This window comes from Rhodococcus sp. NPDC019050, assembly GCF_055664235.1.
Map to the genome: position 1 here is coordinate 42,355 of NZ_JBVOON010000018.1, position 25,012 is coordinate 67,366.

Here is a 25,012-nt window from a genome sequence, read left to right on the forward strand (position 1 = left end):
CTACCGGGTTTCGGGAGCGCGGACCGCGAGAAGCGCAGCGAGACCCACTGCAAGCACGAGCAATAGCCCGACGATGCCGGCACGGTCGGCGGCGAACCACCACGCGAAGAACCCGAACAGGGTCGGCGCGAGGAACGAGACCGCACGGCCGGTGGTCGCGTAGAGGCCGAACATCTGCCCTTCCCTCCCGGGCGGGGTGAGCCGGACCAGGAACGTACGGGCCGACGACTGCGCCGGACCGACGAACAGGCACAGTACGAGCCCGAAGATCCAGAACATGGTCGGGCCCGACACCATCAGCAGCACCGTTCCGGTCACGATCATCGCGACCAGCGAGCCCACGATCACCGTTTTGGGACCCCATCGGTCGTCGACACGGCCCGCTGCGAGAGCACCGAGCGCCGAGACGACGTTGGCCGCGACACCGAAGAGCAACACGTCCGCCGCGCTGATGCCGTACACGTTGACGGCCAGCACCGCGCCGAAGGTGAACACACCCGCAAGACCGTCGCGAAACAGCGCGGACGCCCCCAGGTACCAGATCGTGCGGCGGTCGACCTGCCACAGTTCACGCAGATCCCGCCAGAGCACGCGATAGGACTCGACGACGCCGACACGACGCACCTCGTCGCCACGTTCGACGGGCTTCTCCGGCACCGCGAACAGCACCGGTAATGCGAACAGCGCGAACCACACTGCCGCCAGCAACGCCACGAGCCGGATGTTGGCGCCCCCGTCTGTCGAGACACCGAACAGACCACGTACGTCTCCGTCACCGGCGATGAAGCCGGCATAACACACCAGCAACAACACGATGCCGCCGAAATACCCCATGGCCCAACCGAACCCGGACACACGTCCGAGGTTGTCCTCCGTGGAGACCTGCCGGAGCATCGCGTTGTACGGCACCTGCGCAAGCTCGGCAGCCACGGATGCGGCGCCGAGCAGCACGAGACCGAGCCAGAGATAGGTGTAGTCGTCGCGCACGAAGTACATGCCTGCCATCGCCACGACCGTCAGCGCAGTCAGTATCGCCAGCGAGCGTTTCCGCCGTCCCGCCGCGTCCGACCTCTGACCGAAGATCGGTGCGGTGACGGCGATCAGCGCACCCGAGATCCCCAGTGCCCATCCGAGCCACGAGGTCGCCGACACGCTGCCGGGCAGGTCGTCGCCCACTGCGTCGGTCAGGTAGACCGAGAAGACGAAGGTGAGGATCACCGCGTGGAACGCCGACGATCCCCAGTCCCACAGACCCCACGCGAAGACCTGCTTGTTCGTCGCGGCACCCCCGGCTCCGGCCGGGACGTGCGTGTGTGCGCTCATGGTCCGCAGCCTAAGCCGCGGGGCGTCCGGCATGCCCGCACCGGCGCCGCGAGTCGTGCGGGCCGACGCCGCAGTCCTGCCCGGCCCGAACCCCGCTAGGCTGACCCACCGTGACTCTGCCGAATCCCCATCCCGATGCCCGCGCCGTCGTCACCGGAGCCTCTTCCGGTATCGGCGAAGCACTCGCCACCGAACTCGCCTCCCGGGGACATTCCCTCATCCTGGTCGCACGACGCGGCGAGGTCATGGAATCGCTCGCCGAGACGCTGCGCACGAAGCACGGCGTCGCCGTGGAGGTGCGGGCGTGCGATCTGTCCGACCGCGACGCGCGCGCAGTCCTCGTCGACGAACTCGGTGCCCGGCGCATCAGCATCCTGTGCAACAACGCCGGCATCGCCACGTTCGGCGCCGTTGCCGAACTCGACCCCGCCTACGAGCGCGCGCAGGTCGAACTGAACGCCGTCGCCGTCCACGACCTCACTCTCGCGGTGCTCCCGCAGATGGTCGAGCGCAACTCCGGCGCGATTCTGATGGTCGGTTCTGCCGCCGGCAACATGCCGATCCCGCACAACGCGACCTACGCCGCGACGAAGGCGTTCGTCAACACGTTCTCCGAGTCGCTGCGCGGCGAACTCAAGGGCACCGGCGTGCACATCACGCTGCTCGCTCCCGGTCCGGTGCGCACCGAGGAACCGGACCCGGCGGAAGCATCGATCGTCGACAAACTGGTGCCGGACTTCCTGTGGATCTCGAGCGCCCACACCGCCAAGGTGTCGCTCGATGCGCTGGCCGCCAACCGGATGCGCATCGTGCCCGGGGTGATCAGCAAGGCGATGTCGGCGGCAGGACAGTTCGCCCCGCGGTCGGTGTCGGCGCCCATCGCCGGTGCCTTCTACCGCAAACTCGGCTCCGACTAGCGTCGGCGGCGGCGTCCGGTTCCGAAGATGCTGCGGCCGATCTCCCGGCCCGCCGCGGACGCCGCCGACCGCAGGAAGCTGTTGACCGCCGGGCTCCCGAGTGCCCGTTCGACGATCGACGGGTCGTCGTCGCGTTCGGGCTCCGGCAGGACTTCTTTCGCCCCGCTCGGCAAGGGCGAAGTCTCGAACTCCGGATCGACGTCGGGTGCCCCGCCCACCGATGCAGACAGCTTCTCGTATGCCGACTCGCGGTCGATCGTGCGTCCGTACTTGCCGTAGAGCGGCCCGGACTGCGCGGCTGCCATGATCGCGTTCTCCCCGACCGACCCCATCAGGGAACGAGGCGGCCGCATGCGTGTCCACGCGACCGGAGTGGGTGCGCCCGTCTCCGACAGGACCGTCACGACGGCTTCGCCGATCCCGAGCGACGTCAACGCTTCACCGAGGTCGTACACGTCGGTCGCCGGATACGTGCGGACGATCTTGTCGAGTGCTGTCCGGTCCTCGGCGGTGAACGCGCGCACCGCATGCTGGATGCGTGCGCCGAGTTGCGACAGCACCGGTTGGGGCACATCACCGGGCAACTGGGTGCAGAAGATCACACCCACGCCCTTGGAGCGGATCAGCTTGACGGTCTGTTCTACCTGCCGCAGGAACGCCTTGGAGGCATCGGTGAACAGCAGATGCGCTTCGTCGAAGACGAACACCAACTTCGGCTTGTCGAGGTCGCCCACTTCCGGCAGCGCCTGGAACAGGTCGGCGAGCAGCCACATCAAAAACGTCGAGAACAGTGCGGGCTGGGTCGCGCTTCGCCCGAACTCGAAGAGGTTGATCACACCCTGCCCGTCGACGAGCCGGAGCAGATCCTCGGTCTCGAGTTCCGGCTCCCCGAAGAACGTGTCGCCACCGGCATGCTCGAGATTGACGAGCGCGCGCAGGATCACCCCGGCCGTCGCCTTCGACACACCCCCGATGCTCTGCAGGTCGGCTTTCCCCTCGGCACTCGTCAGATGCCTGATGACCTCGCTCAAATCCTTCAGATCGAGGAGAGCGAGCCCCCGCTGGTCGGCCCAGTGGAAGATCAGGCCGAGGGTGGATTCCTGAGTTGCGTTGAGCTCGAGGACCTTGCTCAGCAGGATGGGGCCGAACGAGGTGACGGTCGCGCGCACCGGAATGGCCGGGCCATCGGTGCCCAGCGAATAGAACTGCACCGGAAAGCCGTGTGGCTCCCACGACTCGTCGCCCGTGTCGATCGCACGGGCCACGATCTTCTCCGCGACCTCACCTTCCCCGGCCAGACCCGAAAGATCACCTTTGACATCGGCCATCACCACGGGCACACCGGCGGACGACAACTGTTCGGCAATCAGTTGCAGTGTCGCGGTCTTGCCGGTGCCGGTGGCACCTGCGACGAGTCCGTGCCGGTTCATCGTGGCGAGAGGGATGCGCACCTGTGCCGACGGATGGACCACGCCGTCGACCACGACGGCGCCGAGTTCGAGTGCGGGACCGGTCACCGCGTAGCCGGCCGCGATCTGCGCGGCGGCGTCCGCCGACCGGGACGCGGGATCCTCGGAGAGCTCTGCTCGATCCGGCATACGGATGCTCCTTCGGCTGTGCACGTGGTGACTGCCTTGCCACAGCCGACCTTAATCGGTCCGGCGTCTGACTACGCTGTATCTCGTGCAGGACAAACTCGTATGGATCGATTGTGAAATGACCGGGCTACGGCTCGACAGCGACAAGCTGATCGAGATCGCGGCGCTGGTAACGGACAGTGAACTCAACGTGCTCGGCGAAGGTGTGGACATCGTCATCCATGCCGACGACGAGGCACTCGCGGCGATGCCCGAGGTCGTGCAGCAGATGCACGCGCGCTCGGGGCTCACCGAGGAAGTCCGCCGCTCGACGGTGGGGCTCGCGGAAGCCGAGAAACTGGTCCTCGACTACATCCGCGAACACGTCGGTGAGGCGGGCACGGCACCGCTGGCAGGCAACTCCATCGGCACCGACCGGCGGTTCATCACCCGCGACATGCCCGAACTCGACAAGTACCTCCACTACCGGATGGTGGATGTCAGCTCGATCAAGGAGTTGTGCCGCCGCTGGTATCCGCGGATCTACTTCGGTCAGCCGGAGAAGGGCCTGTCGCATCGCGCGCTCGCCGACATCAAAGAATCGATCCGCGAGCTGCGCTACTACCGGCGCACCGCCTTCGTGCCCGAGCCCGGCCCGTCCCCGGAGGACATCGCCGCCGTCGTAGAGGACTTGGGACCGGCCTGACCTGCCGATTCGTCGTTTTCGGCAAAGTCACGCTAGTATCTCTACCGCAGGCGCAAGCGGCCCCGGCCACATGCGAATGCGATGGTGAGTGTAGTTCAGTTGGTAGAGCACCAGGTTGTGATCCTGGCTGTCGCGGGTTCGAGTCCCGTCACTCACCCAAAAGAAGGCCCCCGACCGGCGATCCCGGTCGGGGGCCTTTTCCGTTGTCGTCGTGATCCGCTGTCTTCGTAATGCGTCTCCCTGCGTTACCCATCCGCACCCGGAGCAGGGCGTCGCCCCGGGTGCGGCCGAGACTCTCAGGTTTCGGCGTTACCTGCCTTCCAGGTCGACCACGGGATATTCCAGTCGCCGAGTCCTTCGACGCCCTCCAGGATTCCGCCGACGGTGTTACGGACGATGACGATGTCGCCGCGCTTGGTGTTGTCGAAGATCCACTTGGCGTTCGCGGGACTCAGGTTCAGACATCCATGACTGACGTTGCGCACGCCCTGATCACCGATCGACCACGGCGCCGAATGGAAGAAGATGCCGCTGTAGGACATGCGGGTCGCCCAGTCCACCGGCGTGCGGTACCCCTCCGGCGCATCCGCCGGGACACCGTAGGTAGAAGAGTCCATCACCAGGTGCTCGAAGCGGTCACCGATCGTGTACACCCCGTTGGGGGTGGGAGTGGCGTCCTTGCCGAACGAAGTCGGCATCGTCATGACGTCCGCGCCGTTACGATTGACCGTGACCTGCTTGGTGTTGTCGTCGGCCGTGATGACCACAGCATCACCGATCGTGAACGTGGAACGGACGTCGTCCTGACCGAACAGACCGTCGCCGAGGTCCTTGCCGTAGACGTCCACGTCCACCGTGACGGTCGTGCCCGGCGTCCAGTACTGCTCGGGACGCCAGCGCACCTCCCGGTTGCTGAGCCAGTAGAACGCGCCCTCGACCGGCGGGTCGGTGACCACCTTGATCGCTTCCTCGGCCGCGCGGCGGTCGGGGATGTTCTCGTCGAACTGCACGGCGACCGGCTGCCCGATACCGACCACGGCGCCGTCTCCCGGCATCACGTACGGCTGGGTGAGATTGCCGGGCGCAGATGTCGTGAAGGTCACGGTGGACGTAGCCGACCCGCCGAGGCCGTAGGCGACGGCCTCGAGTGTGTACTCCCGGTTGTAACCGAGCAGTTCGGTGTTGACCCAGCCGAGACCGTCGGACGCCACTTCACCCTTCACAGCTTCCCCCGCGGGGTTGACGAGGGCGACGGATTCGAGCTTTCCGTTGACCACGGAGACCGTCACAGGATCGACCGGGGAGAACCCGATGCCACCGTCGGCGACGCTGGAGGAGACCGTCGGCTTGATGAGGGCGGCAAGGGGATTCGAGTCGATCGGCACCTCATCCGCGCCGGTCCCCGTCCCACCCGAGCATGCGGCGACGAATGCCATGACAGCGACGAGCAACACCCCGAGCATCGCCCCGGCACTTCGCCGCCGAGGATGCGTCACACTTCCAGCCTTCACTGCCATTCTCCGATTCCGCCCCTCCCCACAAGGCACCGAAATTGCACGTCATACGTTGTATTCAGATGATGCCAGGAGGCGATCCGTCCGGATGGAGGACTCCCCCCGTAGCGATAACGTTCCGATGACAATCGCGCCCCAGGCCGCCCTCGTTACAAGCCCCATCGCCGGAAATCGCTCTGACCAGCCGATTTGGTGCGATAGTCGAAGGTGTGTAATCTTCTTTTCGTCGCCGGGACAACGGAACGGAGACACCAGCCAAGCGCCATTAGCTCAATTGGCAGAGCAGCTGACTCTTAATCAGCGGGTTCGGGGTTCGAGTCCCTGATGGCGCACCACAGAAGTCCCCTTCCAGCATCCGCTGGGAGGGGACTTCTTCGTTTCGGCGACGCGAGTCTGTGATCCGTCCCCAACGTCCCCTCGCCGAAAGCTCTTCACCACTCTTCTCGGAGCACCACTCCCCGAAACGCCCTGTGCCCGCGCCGGTCGGCGCGGGCACAGGGTGCAGACGGGTTGTGTCAGCGCAGAATCTTGCGCAGCACCAGCAGCCCGACCACGGCGCCGGCTGCCACCAGCGCGTACTTCTTCACCGCCGGCTGATTGAGCTTCGCGGCGACGGTCTGCTTCGTGTGCGCCACCAGATTCCTCGGGTTGGCACGAACGGTCAGTTCGTCCAGTGTGCTCGCGAGCTGGTTCCGGGCCTTTTCGATCTCCCGCTCGATGTCCTCGGTGTCCCTACCCACGTGATCCTCCAGAAGGTCGCTGCAGTGTGCTGCGACCACGGTAATGGACGATCGGTCTACTACTGTCGCGGACATGACCGAAAACAACAGACTCGTCCCCGGCGACCCCGCTCCCGACTTCACTCTCCCGGACGCCGACGGCACCGAGGTCTCGCTGTCCGACTACCGCGGACGCAAGGTGATCGTCTACTTCTACCCCGCCGCGAGCACGCCGGGCTGCACGAAGCAGGCTTGCGACTTCCGTGACAGTCTCGCCGAACTCGGCGATGCCGGGCTGGACGTGATCGGGATCTCGCCCGACAAGCCGGCCAAGCTCGCCAAGTTCCGGGACAACGAGGGACTCACCTTCCCGCTGCTGTCCGACCCCGACAAGGCAGTGCTCACCGCGTGGGGCGCGTTCGGCGAGAAGAAGATGTACGGCAAGACCGTGACCGGGGTGATCCGATCGACGTTCGTGGTCGATCCGGACGGCAAGATCGAGGTCGCCCAGTACAACGTGCGTGCGACCGGCCACGTCGCGAAGCTGCGGCGCGACCTCTCCGTCTAGCCGGACGCCCGAGCCGACGAGACTCCAGAGCTAGCCGGACGCGAGAGTACGCAGCACGAGCGCTTCGGCGACCGCAAGATTCTCGATCTCCGACGGGTCGACGCTCTCGTTCGGCGCGTGGATGACGCAGCGCGGTTCCTCGACGCCGATGAGAGCGATCTCCGCCCCCGGGACCGCACGTTGCAGCGCAGTGCACAGCGGGATCGAGCCGCCTTGCCCTGCCGTGCCGACCTCGCGGCCGTATGCGGTCTCCAGGGCGCCGCGCAGGGCGGCGTAACCCGGTCCTTCGGTCGCGGCAGAAAACGGTTCGCCGACGACTTCGCGTTCGACTCGCATATGGGCACCCCACGGTACGTGCGCTTCCAGGTGGGCGACGAGTGCGTCCTGCGCGGTCACCGCGTCGACTCCCGGCGGTACCCGGAGATTCAGGCGCGCCGACGCGCGTGGCACGATCGCAGCCGCCGATCCGACAACGGGCGGTGCGTCGATACCGAGAACGGTGAGCGCGGGCCGCGCCCAGACGGCGTCGGCCACGGTTGCGGAAGTCGGCAGCGATACACCGTCGAGCACTCCGGCGTCGGCCCGGAAGCGCTCCTCCGGGTACGGCACGCCGTCCCACGTGGCGGTGGCGTCGAGTCCGTCGACCACGGTGTTCCCGTCCTCGTCGCGCAGGGTGCCGAGCAGTCGCACCAGCGCGGCCAGCGCATCCGGGGCGCCTCCGCCGTACATCCCGGAGTGGACCGGCCCCGCGAGGGTTTCGAGGTGCACGACGACATTCGCCGTTCCGCGCAACGTGGTGGTGAGAGTGGGCCGGCCCACCTCCGTATTGCCGCTGTCGGCGATCACGATGAGATCGGCGGCGAACAGTTCGGGTCGCTCGGCGACAAGGCGTTCGAGGCCCTCACCGCCCATCTCCTCCGACCCCTCGATCACGATCCGCACGCCGACGGGCAGTGAACCGTCCGCCCGCAATGCGCGCAGGGCGAGCAGATGCATCACGATGTTGCCCTTGCAGTCCGCGGCGCCCCGCCCGTACCAGCGGCCGTCGCGTTCGGTGAGGACGAAAGGCGGGCTTTCCCATTTCGATTCGTCGCCGGGGGGCTGGACGTCGTAGTGGCTGTACAGCAGGACGGTGGGAGCACCCGGCGGTGCGGGGGTGTGGCCGACCACGGCAAGTGACCCGTCGACGGTCTCGACAAGCTCGATCTGCTCGATGCCGGCATCGGCGAATGCATCTCGTACCCATCGGGCTGCCGCGACACATTCTTCGGCAGGGTACTGCCGCGGGTCGGCAACCGAACGGAACGCGACGAGCGTTTCGAGTTCACCTCGGGCTACGGACATCGATCCCCGCACCCGGTCGCGTATCTGCTGGACGGTGTCTTCGTTGCTCATCGCTTCTCCTCGGTTGGCCGGATGTGGACCGTCGATGTCGTCGGCAACCCGATCCGAGCCGATGACCGGAGTCGTAACTCTCGATCCGGCGAGCTCACACGGGAACGTGCCCGGCTCGTCAGGCGAGCGGAACACTCGGAGCCACAAGCACTTTCACTCCTTCATCTCTGCACGGATCACCGTCGTCGACCGGCCGCGGCTGCGGCATCGCCGGCCGAGGCTACGGCAGGGCATCGTCTCGGTCCCCGGTCCGGATCGATCGGTCGCCTGCCGCAATCCTAGGACGACGCGCCCGGTGCACGTGGGTGTACGTCCGAGCCGTGAGCTGAGCGGACCTGGTTTACAGGCCCGGAGCATCCGGGCAGCGCAACCCGAGTTATCGGCACTCACGTACACAGCAAGTACTCGGCATTCCAGTGCGCTACGGCTAGCCTGGGCGAGTGGAGTCAGCATCGAACAGCCGCCGTACCCCGCGCCGGATCGATCCGGCGCTCGAGGTTCAGACGGAACCGCAGGAGCTGGTACCTCGTCGACGCCCCACCCAGGAACGGAGCCGCCGCAAGTTCGACGCGCTGCTCGCCGCGTCCCGGGAACTGCTCACCGAGGTGGGGTTCGAGTCGTTCACCTGCGAAGAGGTCGCTGCCCGCGCCGATGTCCCGATCGGCACGCTGTACCAGTTCTTCGCCAACAAGTACGTGATCGTGTGCGAGCTCAACCGTCAGGATCTCGTCGGCGTCCAGGAGGAACTCGCCAAGTTCAACGGCGAGATCCCGTCCGTCGACTGGTTGCGCTTTCTCAACAGCTTCGTCGACCACATGGCCGGGTTGTGGGCCACCGATCCCTCACGGCGCGAGGTCTGGCTCGCGATGCAGTCCACGCCGTCGACCCGGGCCACCGGCGCGATCCACGAGAGGGAATTCGCCGAGCAGGTTGCGCGGATGCTCGCGCCCCTCACGCCCGACACTCCCCGCCCGCGCCGCAAACTCATGGCCGAGGTGCTCGTCCACGTCGTGTACTCGATGCTGAACTTCTCCGTGCAGGACGACCAGACCCACGCCGAGGCGGTGGCCGAACTCAAACGCATCATGGTCGCGTATCTGCAGGTAGCCGAGCGTGATTCACGAACCCAAGCGGCGAAGCGCAAACGACGTGAGGAGTCCGAACGCTCCCGGGATCCCCAGCATGCCGGCGCGCACCGCGCGGAGCCCACCTCTCCCCGGCAGCCCTGACCCGCGAACCTCACAGCTTTTCGCCGTCCACCGAATCGAGCACCACGAACGCGCCGGCCATGTCGCCGTCGTGGGTCAGCGATACGTGGATCCGCATTCCCCCCAGGTGCTCTGCCACCTCCCGATGCAAGCGGATGCTCGGCCGGCCCCAGGCATCGGAGATCACCTCGATCTGCTGATGGATGGTCTCGGGCAGCACCGGCGGGCGGCCGAACAGTGCGGCCGACCACGCCTTGATCACCGCTTCTTTCGCCGCCCACCGGGCCGCGAAATGCCGGGCCGGATCGGAGCTGCGGGTATTCGCATCACGGCGCTCCCCCGGTGTGAAGCTCGCCAGCATCGTCGTGCCGCAACGGCCCAACTGCTCCGCGAACTCGGGAACCGACACGAGGTCGAACCCGATACCCGCAACTCCCATCCTGCTGTACCCGTCCCTCCGGTTGCCTGACGCTACTTGCAGCCGGGCAGGCCCGAGCGGTACACGTCGTCGTCGCCGAGCCGTGCATTCGCGTCGAGCAGCACGTCCGCCTCGAGCTGCCGGGCAGAGCCCGCCGGCACCGCGTCGCCACCGAACCGGCGATCGGCCGGCCGCTGGTACAGGGCTGCGCCGCCGGTCATGGCCGCGGCCAGACGCCGCTTACCCGTCACCGTCCGGGCGGTTGCCGCGGCCCGGTACTCCTCGCGCCGCTCCGCGGGGATCGCTTCGACGAACGCCTGCGGGTGCACCACCGCGATCAGCCCGGACACGTGCCCGAACCCGAGGCTGGTCAGCAGACCGGCCTTGAGCGCGTACTGCTCACCGAAACGCAGCGGGGTGCGCGCCCACACGAGGTGCTCGAACTCGGCCATCTTGTCGTCCACACAATCCAGGCTGCGATTGGGCGGAACGACGCCTTGGGTCAGCACCTGGCACAGCCCGACGAGCTGGAACGCCGCCGCGCCGCCCTTCGCGTGCCCGGTCAGCGACTTCTGCGACACCACGAACATCGGATTGCCGTCGCTGCGGCCGAGCGCCGCCGCGAGCCGCTCGTGCAATTCCGCCTCGTTCGGGTCGTTCGCGGCAGTCGACGTGTCGTGCTTGGAGATGACGGCGATGTCGTCGGCGGTCACGCCGAGCTTGCGCAGTTCCTTTGCCAATCCCGATTCCAGGCCACCGCGACCTGCGCCGAGCGCACCGATTCCCGGAGCCGGGATCGAGGTGTGCACGCCGTCGGCGAACGAACCGGCCCACGCGACGACGCCGAGTACGGGCAGTCCCATATCGAGTGCGACATCACCGGAGGCGAGGAGGACGGTGCCACCGCCGGCCGACTCGACGAACCCACCGCGACGACGGTCGTTGGCCCGCGAGAAGCGGCGGTCGTCGATGCCCTTCGCACGCATGTCGTCCGACTTCGCGGTCGCCGACATGTCACCGAAGCCGATGATGCCCTCGATGCCGAGGTCGTCGAAGCCACCCGCGACCACCAGCTTCGCCTTGCCCAGCTTGATCTTGTCGACACCCTCCTCGACGGACACCGCGGCAGTCGCACAGGCGGCGACCGGGTGCACCATCGCGCCGTACCCGCCCACATAGGACTGCACGACGTGCGCGGCGATGACGTTCGGCAGGGCTTCCTGCAGGATGTCGTTCGCGCGGGACTCCCCGAGCAGCGTGTCGATGTAGAGCGAGCGCATCGACGTCATGCCACCCATACCGGTTCCCTGCGTGTTGGCGACCAGCGAGGGATGCACCCACCGGAGCAGCTCCGACGGGGTGAAACCGCCGGTGAGAAACGCATCGACCGTCGTGACGATGTTCCACAGACCCACCCGGTCCACCGAGTCCGCCATGTCCGCCGGGATGCCCCACTTGGTGACGTCGAAGCCGGTGGGGATCTGGCCGCCGACCGTACGGGTCAGCTTCGCCTTCCGCGGCACCCGGATCTCGGTTCCGGCCTTGCGGGTGACGGTCCAGTCGCCCGACTCGGAATCCACCGACGCAGTCGTGTTCTCCGGATCGGAATCGACGAAGGCGCGAGCCTCCGCTTCCGAGCCCACCACGAAGGAGAGATCCTTGTCGAGGAACACCGAGGTCAGCAGCGGTGCGGTGTTGTCGGTCATCGCGCCGTCGTCGACATAGCGCCGGATACCGGAGCGTTCGACGACGGTGTCGTGGTAGCGGTCGGCGATCTCCGATTCCGGCACCAGCTCGCCGGTTTCGGCGTCGTAGAAGCCGGGCTCGGGCTCGTTCTCCCACACGACGAGGCCGGTGACCCACGCCAGCTCGAGTACGCCGGCTGCCGACAGTTCCTCGTCGACCTCCATCTCGAAGCGGGTGCGTGCCGAACCGTACGGGCCGAGCTCACCGGCACCGACGATGACGACCATGTCGGCGGGGTCGATGTCGAGGGCGCTCCACTCGGGGGTGGGGACGTCCTCGGCGCGCGGCGCTGCGGGCAGAGCCGCGATCGTCGCATCCCGGTCCTCGTCCGCGTCGTCGGAGGTATCCGCCGCTGCGTCCTGTGCCTGCTTCGCGAGTGCCGGCAGATCGAGATCCGCCTCGGCGAGCCCACCGGTGAGGTCGGCGACGAGCGGTGCCTCCTGTGCGAGCCGCTTGGCCTCGGGCCCGACGAGCTTGCAGAGCTCAGCGGCCATCTCCGTCGGCGACCACGTGCGCACACCCGCGGCCTCGACTGCCTCGACCAGCGGGTCGTTGCCGCCCATCAGGCCCGTCCCGCGAACCCAGCCGATCAGGGCATGGGCCAGGGTGACGCGCTCGGCCCAGGTGCGCTCGGCGCTCCAGCGAGTGACGATCGCATCCAGAGCCGCCTTCGACTCGCCGTAGGCGCCGTCGCCGCCGAACATGCCGCGATTCGGAGAACCCGGAAGCACGACGTGCAGATGTGTGTCGACATCGGTGTCGGATCCGATGGCGGACAGTCCGGCGATCAACCGCTCCACCGACCACAGCAGGACCCGCATCTCCATCTCGGCGCGCGCTCCGGCGTCGGCGAGCGACCCGGCGACACGCGGTGCGGCGAACGGGAACAGCAGCGTCGGGGTGAGGGCGTCCTTGATCAGCTTCTTGGCGCCACCCGCGTTCTCGACGGTTTCGGTGCCGATCCATTCGATGAGAGCGTCAACGTCGGAGTACGACGCCATGTTCGCGGTCACCACCCACAGGGCGGCACCGGTACGGGCGTGCCGGGCGTAGAGGTCCTTGTAGAACCCGAGCCGGGACGAGTCGAGGCGGGAGGTCGTGACGATCACCGTCGCGCCTCCGGCGAGAAGCTGTGCGGCGACGGCGGCACCGATACCGCCCTTGCTCGCCCCGGTGACGACCGCGACCTCGTCGCCGTACTCGGCATCCACTGCTTCCTGGGCGGCCGCAGCGATGCGGCCGTACGTCTCCGCCAGGACGACGCGACCGGCTTCGATGGCCTTGGCTCGCCAGAACGTCGCGTGCGCAGCGACCGTCCTGCCCGACGCCGCGAAGCGCTCGACGTCGATCGGGTCGCCGAGCCAGATGCGGGCGAGATCCTCGCGGGCCGTGGCCCAGCGGTCGTCGATGAGTACAGCCTTACGTGCGTCGAACGCGGGCGCGACCTGCCGCGGCCAGTCCGAACCGAGCTCGGCGGAGACCAGCTCCACGAGTTCGTCGTCGGCCTTGTCCGCAAGTCCGTCCACGTGCTCGGTGAGACCGAGCTGGTCGAGTACCAGTCGAGCGGCGCTCGCCAGGACTCCGTCGCGACCGGTGATCTGCTCGGTGAACTCGCCGAGCGCCGCAGCGTCGACCGTGCCACCGCCACCGCCGCCGGCGGACGGAAGCGAGACCGAGACACCACGTCGCGACCCGACGGACTGAACCGCGGCGTCGATCAGCGCGTCGACGGCACCGGTGTCGGCGAGCGCACCCTGCGCCAGCCCACCGAGGTCCCCGCCCCGAACGGACGTTCCGTCACGACTGCCGAGTGCGACCTCCGCAGTCACGTGCTGGGTCCAGCCTTCCCCGAGGCCCCACACCTTCGTGACGCGATCGGCGACGTATCCCGGACGCTTCCCCGACGGCCCGAAGACCTTTCGCAGATGATCGTTGATCGAATCGGACAGCACGGGCCCGAACGGACGGTACGTGCGGGCGAGCCGGTTCACTGTTCCGGCGAGTGCGCCCATGTCCGCGTCGGCGGCACCGTCGATGGCGCCGAGCGAGAGCTCGGATCCGAGGTCGACGAGCAGCTGATTGCGACGCGAGGACACACCGTCACACAGCGCCTCGATCGTGTCGGCGGGACCGATCTGATCGGGACGCAGCTTCGTCCACAGTGCGATGAGCACCCGGGTGGCATCGGCAGCGCTGAACGCGATGTCGTCGGGCCGTGGGCCACCCGCCGGAGCGGCCGGGGCTGCCGGCGCCGCAGCCGGCGCAGCAGCGGTGGTGGGCGCCTCGGAGACGACGGGCTCGTCGTCCTCGACCGGCGCCGGATCGACATCGGTGGAGTACACGACCGACGCCTCCCGCTCGATGTTGAGCACCTCGACGGGTTCGCCGAAGCGGCCCGGGAGCTTGAGCGTCTGCGACGCGAGATTCGCGACGGTCGGGACCGCGCCGAGGCCGACCTCGACGAATCGCTCCACACCGAGACCACCCTCGGATTCCGGTGTGAACAGCAGATCCTGGGTTTCGATCCAGCGCACCGGCGACGCGAACTGCCATGCCAGCAATTCCGCCAGCACGACGCGGCAGAGCTTGGACCGATCGGCCGACCACGTGTCGAAGTCCGCGAGGATCTCGGCCAGGGGTTCGGACGGGACCAGGTCCGCGATCTCCTGCACGAAGTCGCGACCCAGGTCGAACGGCTTGGGCACCAGGTTCGGGATGTAGCGGCCGAGGAGGATGTCCGGATCGATCTGCTCGGGCAGCAGATGCAGCAGACGCTCACGGAAATCGTCCACGCCGCCGCGCAGCACGGTCGAGTGGAACGGCACATCGATCCCGGGAACCAGGATGAAGGCGCGTTTGCCACCGAACTCGGCGACCTTCCGCTCGATCACCTTTTCGAGAGCATCGAGCCCTGCGACCGTGCCCGCGATCGCGTACTGCGATCCGCGCAGATTGAGATTGACGATCTCGAGGAACTCTCCGGCCTGCTCTGCGACCTCGGCGACGAACGCGTCCAGATCCTCGTCCGCGACACCGAACTGCGACGGACGGATTGCCGCCATGCGATAGTCCGAGCGGCCCTGTGCGTCGCGCGGCACGAGAGCGTGCATCGCCGAGCCGCGCTGGAAGACCACCTCGAGTACTGCCTCGAGGGGCAGTACGCCGGCGACTGCCGCGAGGGCGTTGTATTCGCCGACCGAATGCCCGGCGAGCAGAGCATCCTCGATGAACGCTCCGGCCTCGCGGAGTTCCGCGATCTGCGCGACACCGAGCGTGGCCATGGCGACCTGCGTGAACTGAGTCAGGTGAAGCACGCCGTCAGGGTGCTTGTGGGTGACGCCCTGGGCCTTGAGAACCGTCGGGTTGTCGCGCACGACGGCAAGGATCGAGAAGCCGAGCGCCTTGCGGGTGTGCTTGTCGGCGCGGTCCCAGATTTCGCGAGCGGCCTTGCTGCGGGCGCGGGCGTCGAGGCCCATGCCCGGTCGCTGGATGCCCTGCCCCGGGAACGCGTAGACGGTCTTGGGAGCGGCGATCCGGCCCGTGGCCACCATGACGAGGTCGCCGTCCACCCGGCAGCCGACCTCGACGACCTCGGCGCCGCGGTCGGTGGCGATCCGGTCGACGCGGACGTCGATCTTCGCCCCCGGACGCACCATGCCCAGGAAGCGGGTGGTCCACGCGGTCAGACGGCGGACCGGAAGTTTCGCGTCCGTTTCGGCGGCGGTGACGACCTGCTGAGCAGCGGCCGACAGCCACATGCCGTGCACGATCGGGCTGCCGAGTCCTGCCAGGAGGGCGGCGTTGCCGGACGTGTGGATCGGGTTGTGGTCGCCCGACACCTTCGCGAACGCCGCCATGTCGGTCGGCGCGACGATCACCGCATCCCGGCGCCGGCGACGCGGAGTGTCGGTGGCGTCCTCGCTCAGAGCGCCGCCGGCGCGGACCGGATCGGCGAGTCCGGCGGTGCCGGTGCGGCCGCGGATCGCGAATCGCTCGGTCAGGGTCGCCACGACGTTGTCGCCCGAACCGTCACCGCTGTCTGCGGTGATCACGACGCGGACCTCCACGACCCGGCCGAGGTCGGTGTCGGAAACTCCCGCGACCTCTGCCTTGACCCCGAGGAACGCCGGTTCTGTGGGAAGGCCGTTCTTGACGTCGATGGCGTGGTCGAGGTGAACCAGGTCGAGCATGCCCTCGATGACGGAAAGATCGTCGTCGGTGCGTGCGGCGCCGAGCGAGGCGAAGACCGCCGGCCAGCACGCGCCGACGAGGACGTCGGGCACACCGTTGCCGCTCGGAGTCAGGTTCCCGGGCAGGCCCGAACCCGTCACTCCGGCGTGGTCGGCGATCTTTTCGGGCAGCCAGCCCAAGGTGATCCGGGCGGCGCCCTTCTTGACGGTGGGCAGTTCCTGACCGGCGGCGACACCGAGCAGCGCGGACATCGCGGCGTCCGCGTCGGCGGCACTCACCACCGGAGCGCCACCGGTGCTCACGGAAGCCGGCACGGTGATGCGGATCTCGACGGCCTTGTCGCGGGCGAGCGGAACGCGGAGCCCGACGTGCCGGTCGTCGAGGACGGTCAGGGTGGCGCCCGTCGGCGCGTGTGACACCGCGGACTCCGATTCGGCGGTCCACTCGGTGAGATCACCGAGACGGTGGATCGGGTTACGGGTGAGACGGCCCGCCCAGTGGACGTCCGGTGCGGAGAGCACCGCGTCGAGCACACCGGGTGCGAGGTCGAGGTGACGGCGGGCGATGATCGCCGTCGGTTCCATACCGGCGGAGAGCAACTCGTCGACGGTGGCCTTCTCGAAACGGTCGAGCAACTCGCCGACAGGCTCGTCCACGCGGGTGATTCCCGCAACGGCGACGGTGCCGGGGATCACGCAGACCTGATCGGCGCTGTAGCGCGGGTCGTGAGCCTGCCACAGCGAGTCGGAACGCCACCAGCGGCGCACGTCCCGGTCGATGACGGGAATGAAGTTGACGGGCTTGCCGGGTGTCTTGCACAGCGTCACGAAGAACGGGACGTCGGCGGGGTGGAGCAGAACCTCGTCCGCGTCGGGGTACTGAGCGGTGAGCGCGTGGAGCGCCGCGTAGGGCCGTTCGAGCGTCGCGTCGTCGGCGAACAAGGTGGGGATGGGTCCACGGTCGACCGGGTGCAGGCGAGCTTCGGCGCGCTGCAGCATCTCCCGGAAGCGCTCACGCCACGTCACATCCGTCCACAGGCTCGCGTGCGCTGCGGAGACGGCGTCGGACAGATCTGTGCCGCAATCGAACCCGGCCGCGGCGTCGGTGCCGACGGCGAGCTCGAGATAGCGACGGAGCCACTGCAGGTAGGTCATCGCACCGAGATCGCCGAAGTACGGCTTGGCCGTGACGTCGAGAGCGGCGATGATCTCGGCGCGACGCGCCGCCACGGCCTCGCCGTCACCGGCGACCTCGTCCAGGAGCCGGCCCGTACGCGACGCCGCGTTGTCGATCTCATGGATGTCCGCACCGAGTTGGCTGCGGCCCGACGCCATGCCGCCGGAGGCGGTGCCGGCACCGACCCAGTCGGGCGTGCCGGGCGTGTCGACGAGCAACTGTTTGACCGCCGGTGCGGTGGTGGCTTCGAGAGTGGCCATCGCCGCGGTGCCGACGAGGATGCCGTCGAGGGGCATCGCGGGGAAACCGTGGACTGTCGACCAACGACCGGTCAGGTAGTCGGCCGCCTTCTCGGGCGTGCCGATGCCGCCGCCGACGCACAGCACCAGGTTCGGGCGGGTGCGCAGTTCGGCATACGTGTCGAGCAGCAGGTCGTCGAGGTCCTCCCACGAATGGTGGCCGCCCGCGCGCCCGCCCTCGATGTGGGCGATGACCGGGAAGTTCGGCACTTCGTTCGCGATACGGATCACCGAGCGGATCTGCGCGACCGTGCCCGGCTTGAATGCGATGTGCTCGATCCCCGCGTCGCGCAGGTCGGAGATGATCTGGACCGCGTCGTCGAGTTCCGGGATGCCGGCCGTCACCACGACACCGTCGAACGGCGCACCGGCCGCACGGGCCTTGGGCACCAGGCGCTTACCCCCGACGTGCAGCTTCCACAGGTCGGGGTCGAGGAACATCGAGTTGAACTGCGCTGCGCGTCCGGGCTCGAGCAGCTTCTGCAGGCCGGCGACGTTGTCGGCGAAGATCCGCTCGGTGACCTGTCCGCCACCCGCGAGTTCGGCCCAGTGGCCGGCATTCGCAGCGGCCGCGACGATCTGCGGGTCGACGGTCGTCGGTGTCATTCCCGCGAGCAGGATCGGTGAGCGTCCGGTCAGGCGGGTGAAGGCGGTCTCCACGCCGACGCGGCCGTCCGACAACACGACCGGAGTGGGGGCGAACTCGGTCCACGCGCGCGGCACCTCGGGCTCGGCGCCCGGGGTGAGCAGATTGCGCTGACCGCCACGGGTCGACGCAGCGAGAATTCCGACGCCCCGGCCACGTAGACCCGAGGCGGTCATCCGGGTGACGAGTTCTCCGGGACCCAGGTCGAGGATCCACGAGGCACCGGACTCGACTGCCCGGTCGACCTCCCGGACCCAGTCGACGGGTCGCACGAGAATCGCTTCGGCAAGGACGCGGGCGAGTTCCGCGTCGAGGTCGCACCGGGCAGCCCAGTCGGCAACCTGCTCGACGGCATCGGCGAAGGCGGGGTGGTGGAATCCCACCTCGGCCGACACCGGTTCGAAGGTCGGTGAGAAGACCGCGCCACCACGATGCTTCGACTCGCGTTCGCGGGTCTCGGCGTCAGAGATCTGCTCGCAACGCTGCTGCACGCGCTCGAGCGCCGCCGGCGGACCGGAGAGCACGACGCGACGTCGTGCATTGCGGATAGCGACGACCGCGCTGACGGCGGGGTCCTTGCCGTCGAACAACTCGGCGACGATGGCGCCGAGGCGTTCCGGGTCGGCACCTGCAACGGAGAGCATCGGGGACTTGCCGGCGCGCGCGAGCAGACCGCGACGTCGTCCGACAAGGGTCGCGGCAGCTCCGATGAGCTGTGCGAGCGCGAGGATCTCGGAATCCTTGTTTCCGCGGGCCGACACGGCTTCGACCGCGAGGACTCCGGCGGAGTGACCGATCACGGCGGACGGCGCCACCTCGGTGACGTCGAGACCCTGGTTCGCCAGCGCACGCAGGGCCGCGAACTGAGTCAGGAGCACGCCGGGGAGAGACACGGCGGCGGACGTCAGGACTGCGGCGTCGGGTCCGGCGGGCGCGTCGTCCTCGTCGGCAAGTTCCTGCTCGAGGATCCACGCGACGGGGTCGAAGCCGACCGGCCGCACGACGACGAGATCGGCGGCGACGGGACCGAGGTGCATGGCGGCGGCGTTGACCAGTTCGGTCAGCTCGGGTTCGAGGCCGTTGTCCCGGGTGAGTTCACCGAGCGAGTCGAGCCAGGGTGCGCCCTGACCGCCGAATGCGACGGCGTAGGGCTCACCGGCGAGGAACCTGTCCACGAGTGCCGACCGGGAAGCGGTGGCCGCTCTCTGTTCGCCGGTGCGTCGTGAGGCCTTCGAGTTCCGTCGGTTGTCACCTGGTGTGGTCTCGTCGATCGTCACGCGTGTTTTTCCTCTCCTGAACACCCCTGCGTCGAGGCATTTCCTGTGGGTGCAGCACTGCCTGCGCGGGTTTGTCGCATGGACTCGATGTGCTCTTACGGGCACGCCCAGATTCGCACAGAATCATGAGGACTTCCTCATGTTTTAAGCGCCGCGAGGGCTGCGCAGCCCCGCGACCAGTGAGTTGCCTCACAGCCGACGCCGAATCGAACCGGCGGGTAACCCGAATTGCCGCTGGCCGCGTCATTGCGTGGACGTCCGATAACCCGAGGAACCCTCACGTTTTATCGTTATCGAATCGTTACCATCTTGACGAGAGATCGAACTCGTGCGTCGGGACGAAACCGTGTCGGTCCGTGCCGCTAGCCTCGGCATCAAATCGAACATACGTTCGCAAACAGGGGGTGCACGTGGCACGACCGGCCAAGTACACGAAGGAGCTACTGGAAGAGGCGGTGCGGCAGTCGACCAACGTCGCGGAGGTCATGAGGTACTTCGGACTCAAACCCAACGGCGGGCATCACACCCATCTGGGCCGCAGAATCAAGGCGCTGGGCATCGACACCTCTCACTTCACCGGCAGGCCACGCCTGCCCAGTGGCGGAGCGGGACGACACCATTGGACGGCGATCCTCACCGAACGCCCGCGCGGGGCACCTCGTGTGAAGCCCCATCTGCTTCGGCGTGCCCTCCTCGAGACCGGGCGCGACCACCTCTGCGCGCTCTGCGGGACCGGGCCGATCTGGGCCGGACGGGCTCTGATCTTCCACGTCGATCACATCGACGGGAACCCCAACGACTCCCGCCCCGGCAACGTGCGATTTCTCTGTCCGAACTGCCACAGCCAGACACCGACCTGGGCCGGCAGGCACAGGCTCGGCTACGAGTCGGCAGGTGAAAGGCCGTAACGTATTGTGTCCGTGAAGCGCGAGTGGCGGAATTGGCAGACGCCCGGGTTTTAGGTACCCGTGTCTTCGGACGTGGGGGTTCGAGTCCCCCCTCGCGCACCACGTGAGATCACCCACGGTGCATCGACCGTCTTGGCAGGTCGGTGCACCGCTCGGGTACCGTCGACAGCGTGTCCGAGCATCGACCACCCCGCAGGTTGGCCCTGGTTGTCCTGGTTCTCGTAGCTGCAGCCGGATGCCTGGGGCTCGGCTACTGGCAGTGGATGCGCTTCGAGGAGGTCGGCGGCAACTACCAGAATCTCGGTTACGCATTCCAGTGGCCGGCCTTCGCGTTCTTCTGCGTGTACGCCTACCGCCGCTTCGTCAAACTCGAAGCGGAAGAAGCCGAAGCCGAAGCCACCGGCACCCCGCGCCCGTCGGAATCGACGGAGCCGACGGAGATCCCCGAGGATCTTCTCCCCACGCGTCCCCGCACCGTGGCCGAAGCGCTGGCAGAAGAGGCCGACGATCCTGAGGCACGACAGACCCAGGAGTACAACGAGTACCTCGCGCAGCTGGCGCGGAGGTCCGATAGGAGCGCTCAGTGAGCACCACCCCCGAGCAGGCGCCCGGCAGCAGCACCGCCACGAAGCGCGTGGTCAGCGACGCCGATCGCAAGAAGATCAGTTCCGCCCTGCTGCGTTACCGCGTACTGGCCTACGCCACCGGTATCTGGCTGCTCATCCTCACCGGTGAGATGGTCGCCAAGTACATCATCGGCATCGAGAACGTGCCCGCGTGGATCGCGATCGTGCACGGCTGGGTGTACGCCATCTATCTCGTGCTCACGTTCGACCTGTCGATCAAGGTGCGCTGGCCGCTCGGACGGACCGTCGGCACGCTGCTCGCCGGCACGATCCCGTTCCTGTCGTTCTACGTCGAGCACAAGCGCACCCAGCAGGTGAAGGCGGACTTCGGGGTCTGACCCCCGCTACGACAATCGGGTGGATTCGGTCCGGAGTATTCCGGCCGAATCCACCCGATTCGCGTTCCAGGGCGCTCAGCGCCGCGGCAGGCGTACCACCTGGACGAAGAACTCGTCGATCTGCCGGACCGCCCGAATGAACTGGTCGAGGTCGACCGGCTTGGTCACATACGCGTTGGCATGCAGCTTGTAGCTCCGGAGGATGTCCTCCTCGGCAGCCGACGTGGTGAGCACCACGACGGGGATGTCGGTGAGGTCCGCGTCGGACTTGATCTTCTCGAGGACCTGCCGGCCGTCGTACTTCGGCAGGTTCAGGTCGAGCAGCACCAGATCGGGGCGAGGCGCGCCCTCGTGTGCCCCACGCCGGTAGAGGAAGTCGAGTGCTTCCTCGCCGTCACGCACGACGTGCAGCGTGTTACCGATCTTGTTGTCCTCGAACGCCTCGCGAGTCATCAGCTCGTCGCCGGGATCGTCCTCCACCAGAAGAACGTCGATCGGTTCACCGGGAACAGTCATGCGGATGCTCCTTCCAGAGCCTCGTTTTGTGCAGGCTCCTTGTCACCCACAACGGGAATGGTAAAGCAGAACCTGGCGCCTTCTTTGTACTCGGGGTCGAGCCAGATCTCCCCGCCGTGGTATTCGACGATCTTGCGGCAGATCGCAAGACCGATACCCGTGCCTGTGTATACGTCGCGTCCGTGCAGACGCTGGAAGATTACGAAAACCTTATCGGAGAACTCGGGGGCGATACCTATACCGGTGTCCTGTACGGCGAACCGCCACTCCGCCTTACCGTTCTCGACCACTTGCTCACACTCGATGCGGATCGTGATCGCACGGTCGGGATGGCGGAACTTGATGGCATTGCCCAGCAGGTTCTGCCACAGCATCACGAGCAGCGTGGGGTCCCCGACGATCTCCGGGAGCGAGTCGGGTCGTTCGATGACGACCTCGGACTCCTCGACGGCTTGCGCAAGGTTTCCGATCGCCGCGTCGAGTGTCGGATCGAGCGCCACCCGCACGTGGTTCTCGCTCACGCGACCGACGCGGGAGAACGTGAGCAGATCGTTGATCAGGATCTGCATGCGCTTGGCGCCGTCCACCGCGAACGCGATGTACTGGGTGCCGCGCTCGTCGAGCTTGTCGCCGTACCGCTTCTCGAGCAGCTGGCAGAACGACGCCACCTTGCGCAACGGCTCCTGCAGGTCGTGCGAGGCGACATAGGCGAACTGTTCGAGTTCCGCGTTGGACCGCTGGAGGTCGATCGCCTGGCTTTCGAGCTGTGCGTGCCGCTCGCGCGACACCTCGAGCTCGCTGACGATCCGTCCGCGCATGTTCTCGACGTCCTGGCCGAGCGCCCGGATGTCCGCCGGCCCCTCCGGAGTGATGTGGTGGCCGAATTCTTCGCGCGCGACGACCTTGCGGGTGGCTTCGCGAAGCCGTGCCAGCGGCCGTACCACGATCATCTGCACGAGGAACGCCATGCCCACTCCGGTGAGCAGGAGGACCGCGACCATCGACGCGAAGATGGTGTCGCGGTTGGTCCGGACCGTCTCGAGTTCTTCGATGCCCTCTTCGCGGGCCTGCAGCAGACCGTCGTTCTGGACATCGAACAGCACTCGGAGCCGGTCGAAGGCGACACGCCCTGCTTCGACGGCGCCCGGGTCGACGGGCTGCGGGTCACCGGGCACGACGCTGGACACGAGCGGGACGGCGTAGACGCGGCGCCACTGCTCCGCGGCGGCTTCGACGGCATCGAGGTCGGCGATGAGATCCTCTTCACCGTCGACCAGCTCCCGCAACGTCTCGACTGCTTGTTGCTCGTCGAGGCGGCCGTCCTCGTAGGGCTGGAGGAAGGCGGGGTCGGCGGCGAGGATGTAGCCCCGCGCCCCGGTCTCCTGGTTCACCAGGGCTGCTTGCAGCCGGTACGCCTCGACGCGGGCGGGCTGGATGCGATCCCGTACGTAGTCGGACATGTTGGTGGTCTCGCGTAGGTAGTGGTTGCCGACCAGGGTGCCGATCACCACCAGCACGCCCATGACGCTGAGCACGATCAGGAACCAGCCCTGCACGGTGAGTCCCCTGTCACGGGGGGCCACCGTAGCGCCACCGCTGTTGTCCCCCACCCCGGTCTGAGGGGTAGAGGTATCGGTTGTCGTCATGCGGGTGCGGTCACTTCCTTCTTCCATTGCACGTACACCACTGCCACGTCGTCGGACAGTCCGCCATTGGTCTCGGCGAGTTCTTCCGCACGTGCGATGAGGGAATCAGTGAAATCGTTGGGTCCCAGGTCGGCGCAGGCCCGTGCCAGAGCAAGCAGGCCCTCCTCCCCGAGACGTTCTCGTCCTTCACCGCGATGCCCCTCGAAGAGGCCGTCGGTGAAGAGGACGAGCGCAGCGCCGGTGGGCAAGGTGATCTCGTGCACCGGCCAGGTCGAAAGACTCGGCAAGAGCCCGAGGGCCGGCCCTCCCGGCGCTTCCAGCCAGTCCACGTTACTACCGTTGCGGAGCAGCAAGCCCGGGTGTCCCGCGCGCATGACTTCGACGGTTCGGCGGTCCGGCGACATCGAGAGGTTGGTCACAGACGCGAAGATCCGGTTCTCCGACCGTTCGGCAACGAGGATCTCTTCGAGCTTGTGCAGCCGGCGCGGCCCGGTGACTCCGGTGAGCACGAGGGTGCGCCAGGCGATGCGGAGTCCGACTCCGAGTGCCGCTTCGTCCGGACCGTGGCCGGAGACGTCGCCGATGAGGACGTGGACGGTGCCGTCCTCGGTTTGCACGACGTCGTAGAAGTCGCCGCCGAGCAGTGCCGAGGTGCGACCGGGGCGGTACCTGGCGACCACGTCGAAGCCTGCGCCGGGCTTCAGGAGCGGGGACGGCAGCAACCCTCGCTCGAGGCGAGCGTTCTCCTGGGCGCGAAGCTGACCGGCCTGCAGCGCCGACGCGGCCTGTTCCGCTTGTTTTCGCTGGATGGCATATCGAACGGCGCGGCCGAACAGATCGGGCTCGACGCGCCCCTTGACCAGGTAGTCCTGCGCACCGACCGACACCGCCGCGAGCCCGGTCTGTTCCTCGGCCAGGCCGGTGAGCACGACGATCGGAACCGATTCGGCGACTTCCTTGACCTTGGCGACGGCTTCGAGGCCGCTGGCATCGGGGAGGTGGAGATCGAGCAGCACGCAATCCGGCATACGGACGGCGAATTCCTCACGCGCCGCGGCGAGCGACTGCACCCACACGACCTTCATCTCGGGGGCGCTGTCGGCAACCAGTTCCTCCACGAGCAACGCGTCGCCGGGGTCGTCCTCGATGAGGAGTAGCGACGGATGGTACGTCGAGTCATCCGGTCGGTACACGTCCACGTTGGTCGTCCTTCCCTGCTGCATTCGAACAATACAGACACCCGTTTGGGTCGGTCCCGACGGCTGGGACGGCGTAATCTTCAACCTGTTTCTCGCATC

Annotated in this window: 17 protein-coding genes and 3 tRNA genes; 10 read left to right on the forward strand and 10 right to left on the reverse strand. The window is 67.5% G+C overall.

What is annotated here, in order from left to right; genetic code table 11:
• A complete protein-coding gene (locus AC0B44_RS17580; protein WP_471904101.1) occupies window positions 1-1,323 on the reverse strand; it encodes an MFS transporter in 1,323 nt (440 codons plus the stop codon).
• A 110-nt stretch (window positions 1,324-1,433) separates the two neighbouring features.
• Here AC0B44_RS17580 and cmrA point away from each other — a divergent pair, with 110 nt between their 5' ends.
• Complete coding sequence (gene cmrA, locus AC0B44_RS17585) at window positions 1,434-2,240, forward strand: mycolate reductase (RefSeq protein ID WP_471904102.1); 807 nt, start codon at window positions 1,434-1,436, stop codon at window positions 2,238-2,240.
• On the opposite strand, the gene AC0B44_RS17590 is transcribed toward cmrA, so the two are convergent.
• Window positions 2,237-3,838 (reverse strand): helicase HerA-like domain-containing protein, encoded by a 1,602-nt coding sequence (locus AC0B44_RS17590; RefSeq protein ID WP_471904103.1) that lies wholly within the window; start codon window positions 3,836-3,838, stop codon window positions 2,237-2,239. The two genes, cmrA and AC0B44_RS17590, sit on opposite strands and share 4 nt — an antisense overlap.
• Before the next feature lie 85 nt (window positions 3,839-3,923).
• Between AC0B44_RS17590 and orn the strand changes: the two genes are divergently transcribed.
• Window positions 3,924-4,523: an oligoribonuclease gene (gene orn / locus AC0B44_RS17595; RefSeq protein ID WP_471904104.1), complete on the forward strand. Its 600-nt coding sequence runs from the start codon at window positions 3,924-3,926 to the stop codon at window positions 4,521-4,523.
• Window positions 4,524-4,607: 84 nt separating this feature from the next.
• Window positions 4,608-4,680 (forward strand) — tRNA-His (locus AC0B44_RS17600).
• Between the two features lie 139 nt (window positions 4,681-4,819).
• Here the strand turns inward: AC0B44_RS17600 and AC0B44_RS17605 are convergent.
• On the reverse strand, window positions 4,820-5,986 hold the full coding sequence (locus AC0B44_RS17605) for a L,D-transpeptidase (RefSeq protein ID WP_471904148.1): 1,167 nt from the start codon (window positions 5,984-5,986) through the stop codon (window positions 4,820-4,822).
• 310 nt (window positions 5,987-6,296) lie between these two features.
• Here AC0B44_RS17605 and AC0B44_RS17610 point away from each other — a divergent pair.
• Window positions 6,297-6,372, forward strand: a tRNA-Lys gene (locus tag AC0B44_RS17610).
• A gap of 180 nt (window positions 6,373-6,552) precedes the next feature.
• Here AC0B44_RS17610 and AC0B44_RS17615 read toward each other — a convergent pair.
• Entirely contained in the window at window positions 6,553-6,777 is a 225-nt protein-coding gene (locus AC0B44_RS17615; protein WP_471904105.1) for a DUF3618 domain-containing protein, read from the reverse strand.
• 73 nt (window positions 6,778-6,850) lie between these two features.
• On the opposite strand from AC0B44_RS17615, the gene bcp reads away from it, so the two are divergent.
• A complete protein-coding gene (gene bcp, locus AC0B44_RS17620) occupies window positions 6,851-7,324 on the forward strand; it encodes a thioredoxin-dependent thiol peroxidase (RefSeq protein WP_471904106.1) in 474 nt (157 codons plus the stop codon).
• A gap of 30 nt (window positions 7,325-7,354) precedes the next feature.
• Here bcp and AC0B44_RS17625 read toward each other — a convergent pair whose 3' ends face one another.
• Complete coding sequence (locus tag AC0B44_RS17625) at window positions 7,355-8,719, reverse strand: M20/M25/M40 family metallo-hydrolase (protein WP_471904107.1); 1,365 nt, start codon at window positions 8,717-8,719, stop codon at window positions 7,355-7,357.
• A 440-nt stretch (window positions 8,720-9,159) separates the two neighbouring features.
• Between AC0B44_RS17625 and AC0B44_RS17630 the strand changes: the two genes are divergently transcribed.
• Complete coding sequence (locus AC0B44_RS17630) at window positions 9,160-9,948, forward strand: TetR family transcriptional regulator (protein ID WP_471904108.1); 789 nt, start codon at window positions 9,160-9,162, stop codon at window positions 9,946-9,948.
• A gap of 10 nt (window positions 9,949-9,958) precedes the next feature.
• Here AC0B44_RS17630 and acpS read toward each other — a convergent pair whose 3' ends face one another.
• Both acpS and AC0B44_RS17640 read right to left on the reverse strand, forming a co-directional pair.
• Window positions 9,959-10,366 (reverse strand): holo-ACP synthase AcpS, encoded by a 408-nt coding sequence (acpS, locus tag AC0B44_RS17635; protein WP_471904109.1) that lies wholly within the window; start codon window positions 10,364-10,366, stop codon window positions 9,959-9,961.
• Between the two features lie 32 nt (window positions 10,367-10,398).
• Complete coding sequence (locus AC0B44_RS17640; protein WP_471904110.1) at window positions 10,399-19,680, reverse strand: fatty acid synthase subunit beta domain-containing protein; 9,282 nt, start codon at window positions 19,678-19,680, stop codon at window positions 10,399-10,401.
• A gap of 410 nt (window positions 19,681-20,090) precedes the next feature.
• Here AC0B44_RS17640 and AC0B44_RS17645 point away from each other — a divergent pair, with 410 nt between their 5' ends.
• The 4 genes from AC0B44_RS17645 to AC0B44_RS17660 all read left to right on the forward strand — a co-directional run bounded on the left by AC0B44_RS17645 (window position 20,091) and on the right by AC0B44_RS17660 (window position 21,552).
• Window positions 20,091-20,588 (forward strand): HNH endonuclease, encoded by a 498-nt coding sequence (locus AC0B44_RS17645; protein WP_471904111.1) that lies wholly within the window; start codon window positions 20,091-20,093, stop codon window positions 20,586-20,588.
• A 17-nt stretch (window positions 20,589-20,605) separates the two neighbouring features.
• Window positions 20,606-20,690, forward strand: a tRNA-Leu gene (locus tag AC0B44_RS17650).
• A gap of 68 nt (window positions 20,691-20,758) precedes the next feature.
• Entirely contained in the window at window positions 20,759-21,175 is a 417-nt protein-coding gene (locus tag AC0B44_RS17655; protein WP_471904112.1) for a transcriptional regulator, read from the forward strand.
• Window positions 21,172-21,552 carry a DUF3817 domain-containing protein gene (locus AC0B44_RS17660; RefSeq protein ID WP_471904113.1) on the forward strand — a complete coding sequence of 127 codons (381 nt, stop codon included), beginning with the start codon at window positions 21,172-21,174 and terminating at the stop codon, window positions 21,550-21,552. The genes AC0B44_RS17655 and AC0B44_RS17660 overlap by 4 nt, the downstream gene beginning before the upstream one ends.
• Window positions 21,553-21,627: 75 nt before the next feature.
• On the opposite strand, the gene AC0B44_RS17665 is transcribed toward AC0B44_RS17660, so the two are convergent.
• The 3 genes from AC0B44_RS17665 to AC0B44_RS17675 form a co-directional block, all read right to left on the reverse strand.
• On the reverse strand, window positions 21,628-22,068 hold the full coding sequence (locus AC0B44_RS17665) for a response regulator (protein WP_471904114.1): 441 nt from the start codon (window positions 22,066-22,068) through the stop codon (window positions 21,628-21,630).
• The gene (locus AC0B44_RS17670) at window positions 22,065-23,591 is read right to left on the reverse strand and encodes a sensor histidine kinase (RefSeq protein WP_471904149.1); all 1,527 of its coding nucleotides are present in this window, start codon (window positions 23,589-23,591) and stop codon (window positions 22,065-22,067) included. The genes AC0B44_RS17665 and AC0B44_RS17670 overlap by 4 nt, the downstream gene beginning before the upstream one ends.
• Window positions 23,592-23,710: 119 nt before the next feature.
• Window positions 23,711-24,937: a PP2C family protein-serine/threonine phosphatase gene (locus AC0B44_RS17675; RefSeq protein ID WP_471904115.1), complete on the reverse strand. Its 1,227-nt coding sequence runs from the start codon at window positions 24,935-24,937 to the stop codon at window positions 23,711-23,713.
• Window positions 24,938-25,012 lie beyond the last annotated feature (75 nt).